This window comes from Desulfobaculum sp. (assembly GCF_054921475.1).
This window is the reverse complement of the sequence record NZ_JBUDSW010000248.1, coordinates 1-5227: the sequence shown is the minus strand read 5'-3', so window position 1 is coordinate 5227 and position 5227 is coordinate 1. Positions and strand designations below refer to the sequence as shown.

Genomic DNA, 5227 nt, shown 5'->3' with positions numbered 1-5227 from the left:
GCCTCGTCGATGAGGTCGATGGCCTTGTCCGGCAGCTGGCGGTCGGTGATGTAGCGGTTGGACAGGGTCGCCGCCTCCACAATGGCGCCGTCCGCAATGCGCACGCCGTGGTGCACCTCGAAGCGCTCCTTCAGGCCGCGCAGGATGGAGATGGTGTCCTCCATGGTCGGCTCGTCAACCACCACGGGCTGGAAGCGGCGCTCCAGCGCGGGGTCCTTTTCGATGTACTTGCGGTACTCATCAAGGGTGGTTGCGCCAATGCAGTGGAGTTCACCGCGCGCCAGCATGGGCTTGAGCAGGTTGCCAGCGTCCATGGAGCCTTCGGTCTTGCCCGCGCCGACGATGGTATGAATCTCGTCGATAAAGAGCAGAATCTGCCCGGCGGACTTTTCCACCTCGGCCAGCACAGCCTTGAGGCGCTCCTCAAATTCGCCGCGGTACTTGGCCCCGGCAATGAGCGCGCCCATATCCAGCGCAAAGACCGTCTTGTCCTTGAGGCCTTCGGGCACGTCCTGTTTCAGGATGCGCTGGGCCAGCCCCTCAACGATGGCGGTTTTGCCAACGCCCGCCTCACCGATGAGCACGGGGTTGTTCTTGGTGCGGCGCGACAGAATGCGGATGCAGCGGCGGATTTCCTCGTCCCGTCCGATGACGGGGTCCAGCTTGCCCTGCTTTGCGGCCTCCACAAGGTCCCGCCCGTACTTTTTCAGCGCCTCGTAGGTCTCCTCCGGGTTGGCGGAGGTAACGCGCTGGCTGCCGCGCACGTCCGTGAGCACGGCCAGAATCTTATCGCGGTTCAGGCCGAAGTCGCGGTTGACGCGGCCCGCACCGGTGGAGGCGGATTCGTCGGCCAGCACAAGGAAGATGTGCTCCACGCTGACGTACTCGTCCTTCATGCGGCCGGCGAGTTCCTGCGCTTTGACGAGGGTCTCGTTCAGGCGCTGGGTGACGTATATCTGTCCCGGACCGGAGCCGGGGCCGGAGACCTTCGGCAGCTTTTTCAGCTCCGCGCGCACGGCCTTGGCGTAGGCCGACGGATCGTAGCCCGCCTTTTCGATAAGGCGGCCCACAAGGCCGTCCTTCTGCTCCACGAGGGCCAGCAGAAGATGCTCGGCATCCACCTGCTGATGGCCAAGGCTCACGGCCTTGTCCTGCGCCTCGTTCAGGGCGGTCTGGGACTTTTGCGTAAACTTGTTCATATCCATAATGGCATTCCCTCCAGAGGTTCCGGATGTGGTCCGGTGGAATGGCCGCGCCCGCCCCACGGACCGGCGCGGCGGATGCGTCACAGCAGACGCTGGAGATTCTGAACCCTGTTTTCAAGTTCCTCAATGCGGGCCAAGAGGTCGACAATGATGCTGCCGCCGACAACGCCGAGTTCAAGGTCCGTACACAGGCGCACCAATTTGCGGACCCGGTAGATGTCGTGCGGGCGGAAGAAGGTGCCGCGTTCGGACACCTCCATGGGTTCCACCCAGCCAATGTCGATGAGTTCGCCAAGCCGCGAGGGGTGCACCGCCGTCAGCTCCACGAACACCGTCCATGAAACAAGCTGAGATGGAATCGGCATATTTTTGCCGCGGATATCATCCTTATGCATGCGTCACTCTCCTGCTTTGCCATCACCCGGCCCACATGGTGGAACCGGGCGTCAGAAATCCCGAGGGGTGAAGGTGGACGTCTCGGCCAGCTTCTGCCACAGGGCGCGCTCCTCGTCCGAGATGTCGCGCGGGGTCTTGATGACCACGCGGACATACTGGTCGCCCTTCTTGGCGCCACTGCCCAGTCCGCGGCCACGGATGCGCATCTTCTGCCCGCTGGAGATGCCCGCAGGCACGTTCAGCTCCACGGATTTATCCAGCGTGGGCACCTGCACCGTGGTGCCGAGGGCGGCTTCCCATGGCGCAAGGGGCAGGTCCAGCGTCACATTGGCTTCATCCAGCTTAAAGCGGGCATGGGGCAGAATTTTGACCCGCAGGTACAAATCGCCCGCGGGGCCGCCCTGCCGACCGGGAGAGCCCTGCCCGGACAGCCGGATGCGCGCGCCGTTCTTCACACCGGCGGGAATGTTCACCTCAAGGTTCTTGGTGTGCAGCGACGACATGCCCGACGGGTCGGGGGCGCGGTCCTGAAAGGCCACGTTCTTGCGGCCACCGGCGTAGGCTTCCTCAAGGGTCAGCTCCAGCGTGGTTTCAATGTCGCGTCCCTTGGACGGGCCGGGCCTAAACCCCGCGCCGCCAAAGCCGCCAAACGGGTCCTGATGGTATCCACCACCCTGCCCGCCAAAACCGCCGCCTCCAAAACCACCACCAAAGACGGTTTCGAAGAAGTCGCTAAATCCGGAGCCGCCAAAGCCGCCCGCAAAATTTTCATAGCCCGGCGGCGGCTCAAAGTTTTGCCCGTTTTGCCAGTTGGGACCAAGCTGGTCGTACATCCGGCGCTTTTCCGGGTCCTTGAGCACCTCGTAGGCCTCGTTAATTTCCTTGAATTTGGCCTCTGCCTCAGCATTATCCGGGTTGAGGTCGGGGTGGTATTTTCGTGCAAGGCGTTTGAATGCCTTGGCGATATCCTCCTTGGAGGACCCGCGGCTCACGCCCAGAATTTCATAGTAGTCCTTGAATTCAACGCTCATCTCGATTAGCACTCCTTGCTACCGCAGAATGTCTCTGTTCGGCATATTTCTCTAGATAAGCCGCTTCAGCCGACAGTCAAGTATCCAAGCTCGTTAGGGGAATCCGACACCAATGCTCAAAAGCCTGCCAGTCATGATGTATCATTACATCAGCTCCTGGCCCAATTCCATCGCCGTGGCGCCCGAACTTTTCGAGAGCCACCTGAAAGCCATGACCAAAGCCGGCTACCGCGGTGTGGGCCTCGACGAAGCCGTCGCCTACCTGCGCGAAGGCCGCGCCCTGCCGAAAAAATCCGTCCTCATCACCTTTGATGACGGCTTTTTGGACAATTACGTCTACGCGTGGCCCCTGCTGCGCGAGCACGGCCACAAGGGCGTCGTCTTTGCCGTCACCAATAAAATTGTGGACGAGGAGCGCCCCCGCCCCACGCTGTCGGACGTGTGGGACGGCTACGTGGGCATGGACGACCTGCCGCAGGTGGACAGCCCCATCCGGACCTCGCGCGAGGGATTGCGCATCCGCACGGACCTGTTCTTTTCGTGGAAGGAAGCCCGCCTGATGCAGGACGACGGCACCATGGCCGTTGCCGGGCACACCCACAACCACCGCTCCGTGTTCACCGGTCCCAATTTCCGCATGCTGTGCGAGCCGCAGGGCAAGCGCCGCACCTTTGACCAAATCGAGGGCGACGTGCCCTACGGCCTGCCGCGCTTTGAGGAAGGCCCCGCCATGCAGCACCGGGCCTTCAAGCCCTCGAACGAGGTGTACGACATTGTCACCTCCACCGTGCCGCAGGACTTCCGCACCGCCTACGATTACTTCAAGGACCAGCGCCATAGGCAGGACCTGATGCAGCGCCTGCGCGAGATTCCCACCGAACGCCTTGGCACCTACGAATCACAGGCCGAGTTTGAAGAACGCGTCTACGAGGAACTGCGCACCAGCCGCGACCTCTTGACCACCGGCCTTGGCCGCGCGCCCGAGGTCATGGCGTGGCCGTGGGGCGCATCCAGCGACACCAGCCGCCGCATTGCCAAGGAGCTGGGCTTCACCGTCCTGTTCACCACCGATGTTGGCCCCAACCCGCCGGGACTGGTGGCGGACAGCGCCCACCGTTTCAAGGCGCGGGCCAGAAGCTCGGCGTGGCTGCTCTCCCGCCTTGTGATGTACTCCCACCCGCTTATCGCCAAGACCTACGGCCTGATCCACAAAAAATAAAAAAACGCCCCCGGAAGTCCTCTTCCGGGGGCGTTTTCATTGCTCTCATCGGTACGGCATCAGCCGCGCTGCAGCAGCATCAGCTTTTCGCGCACATCCTCCACCAGCTCCTCAAGAGGCTCCTGGGCAGGCAGCACAAAGTGCGAGGTCTCCATATACAGCGCTTCGCGCTCGGCAAGGGTGGCGCTGAGTTCATCCACCAGCCCGCCGCCGCTCAGGGCGGGGCGCTGGTCGTGCTTGGGGTCGGCCCCAAGGCGCTGGGCCAGCAGGGCAACGTCCGCCATCAGGTAAAACACCGGGCCGCTGCTACGCAAAAAGGCGCGGGTGCTCTGGTCCAAAATCACGCCGCCGCCAGTGGCAACCACCGCGCCGGCCTTGGGGTCAATACCCTGCACAATATCGCGCTCAATGTCGCGAAAGGCCTGCCAGCCGCCGTCTTCAACAATGGCAGCCACGGCGCGGCCCGCATGGTCCACCACAAGGTCGTCGGTATCGATAAACGGGCGGTGCATGCGCTTTGCCAGCTCACGCCCGAGGGTGGACTTGCCGCAGGCCCGAAGTCCCACAAGGTACACGTTCACGTCCGGACCGAAGCGCGTCGGGCGCTCCGCCTTCTTGAAAGTCATGGTCTGGTCGCTCTCGGCAACGTCCACCTTCTTCTTCATGGCATTTTCGGGCCGTATATTCCGGGGCATGATCTTCTCCCATCATCGCATGTGGCTGGACCACGTGAACCCGCGCGCGCCCTCCGCCGGGGCTGTCCAGCTCGGTGAAACGTGGACACAGTGCAATAAAACACTGGCAGCGTCTACGCCTTTCCCTGTACCTGCCCATCCTCAACCGTACGCTGACACAGTTTTTCCCCGGTGTGCCGCATGCAACCGCCTAGTGTCTCTATCAAAAAAACTGTGCATCAATGCTGACAGATTGCCCAAAACAGGGTATTGCTCCGGTAAGGTCAGAACTCGGCCCGTTTGTCATCACAGCGGGCGAGCCTCACCCCTGCAAGGGAGACGACATGCAGCACAGACCGTTGCGCGTACTTGTCATGGGGCGGCGGCACGGAACCACGGACGACTTGTCACGCATGCTCTCGCTCGGCGGATACAACGCCGACTTCCGCTTAGCGACGGACGTAGACGACGCCCGTCCCGCCGTCAGCCGAAACGGCATTGACCTCATCATCGGCGAAGACCAGACAAGCCTGCGTCATTTCATACGCAATCTGCCTCCCGGGGTGCCCTTCATTGCCGTGGATGCAGACATCAGCCACGAGCGGGGCCGCGCCCTCATCGAGGCCGGTGCGCACGACTATATGGCCCGCCGCGAGATGGAGCGCCTGCCCGCCTCTGTGGCGCGCGCCATGCGCGACGTGC

At 62.6% G+C, this 5227-nt stretch carries 6 protein-coding genes; 2 read left to right on the top strand and 4 right to left on the bottom strand.

Annotated elements, in window-relative coordinates:
- The 3 genes from ACY69P_RS13770 to ACY69P_RS13760 form a co-directional block, all read right to left on the bottom strand.
- Positions 1-1205 (bottom strand): Clp protease N-terminal domain-containing protein (locus ACY69P_RS13770; protein ID WP_462327888.1); only part of this gene is annotated, 1205 nt, incomplete at its 3' end.
- Positions 1206-1285: 80 nt separating this feature from the next.
- The gene (locus ACY69P_RS13765) at positions 1286-1600 is read right to left on the bottom strand and encodes a chaperone modulator CbpM (protein ID WP_459898348.1); all 315 of its coding nucleotides are present in this window, start codon (positions 1598-1600) and stop codon (positions 1286-1288) included.
- Positions 1601-1651: 51 nt separating this feature from the next.
- Entirely contained in the window at positions 1652-2632 is a 981-nt protein-coding gene (locus ACY69P_RS13760; RefSeq protein ID WP_459898346.1) for a DnaJ C-terminal domain-containing protein, read from the bottom strand.
- Between the two features lie 112 nt (positions 2633-2744).
- Between ACY69P_RS13760 and ACY69P_RS13755 the strand changes: the two genes are divergently transcribed.
- On the top strand, positions 2745-3851 hold the full coding sequence (locus ACY69P_RS13755) for a polysaccharide deacetylase family protein (RefSeq protein ID WP_462327887.1): 1107 nt from the start codon (positions 2745-2747) through the stop codon (positions 3849-3851).
- Between the two features lie 59 nt (positions 3852-3910).
- On the opposite strand, the gene aroL is transcribed toward ACY69P_RS13755, so the two are convergent.
- Complete coding sequence (gene aroL / locus ACY69P_RS13750) at positions 3911-4546, bottom strand: shikimate kinase AroL (protein ID WP_462327886.1); 636 nt, start codon at positions 4544-4546, stop codon at positions 3911-3913.
- 323 nt (positions 4547-4869) lie between these two features.
- On the opposite strand from aroL, the gene ACY69P_RS13745 reads away from it, so the two are divergent.
- Positions 4870-5227, top strand: a 358-nt coding sequence (locus ACY69P_RS13745) for a hypothetical protein (protein WP_462327885.1), incomplete at its 3' end; no start/stop codon positions are given.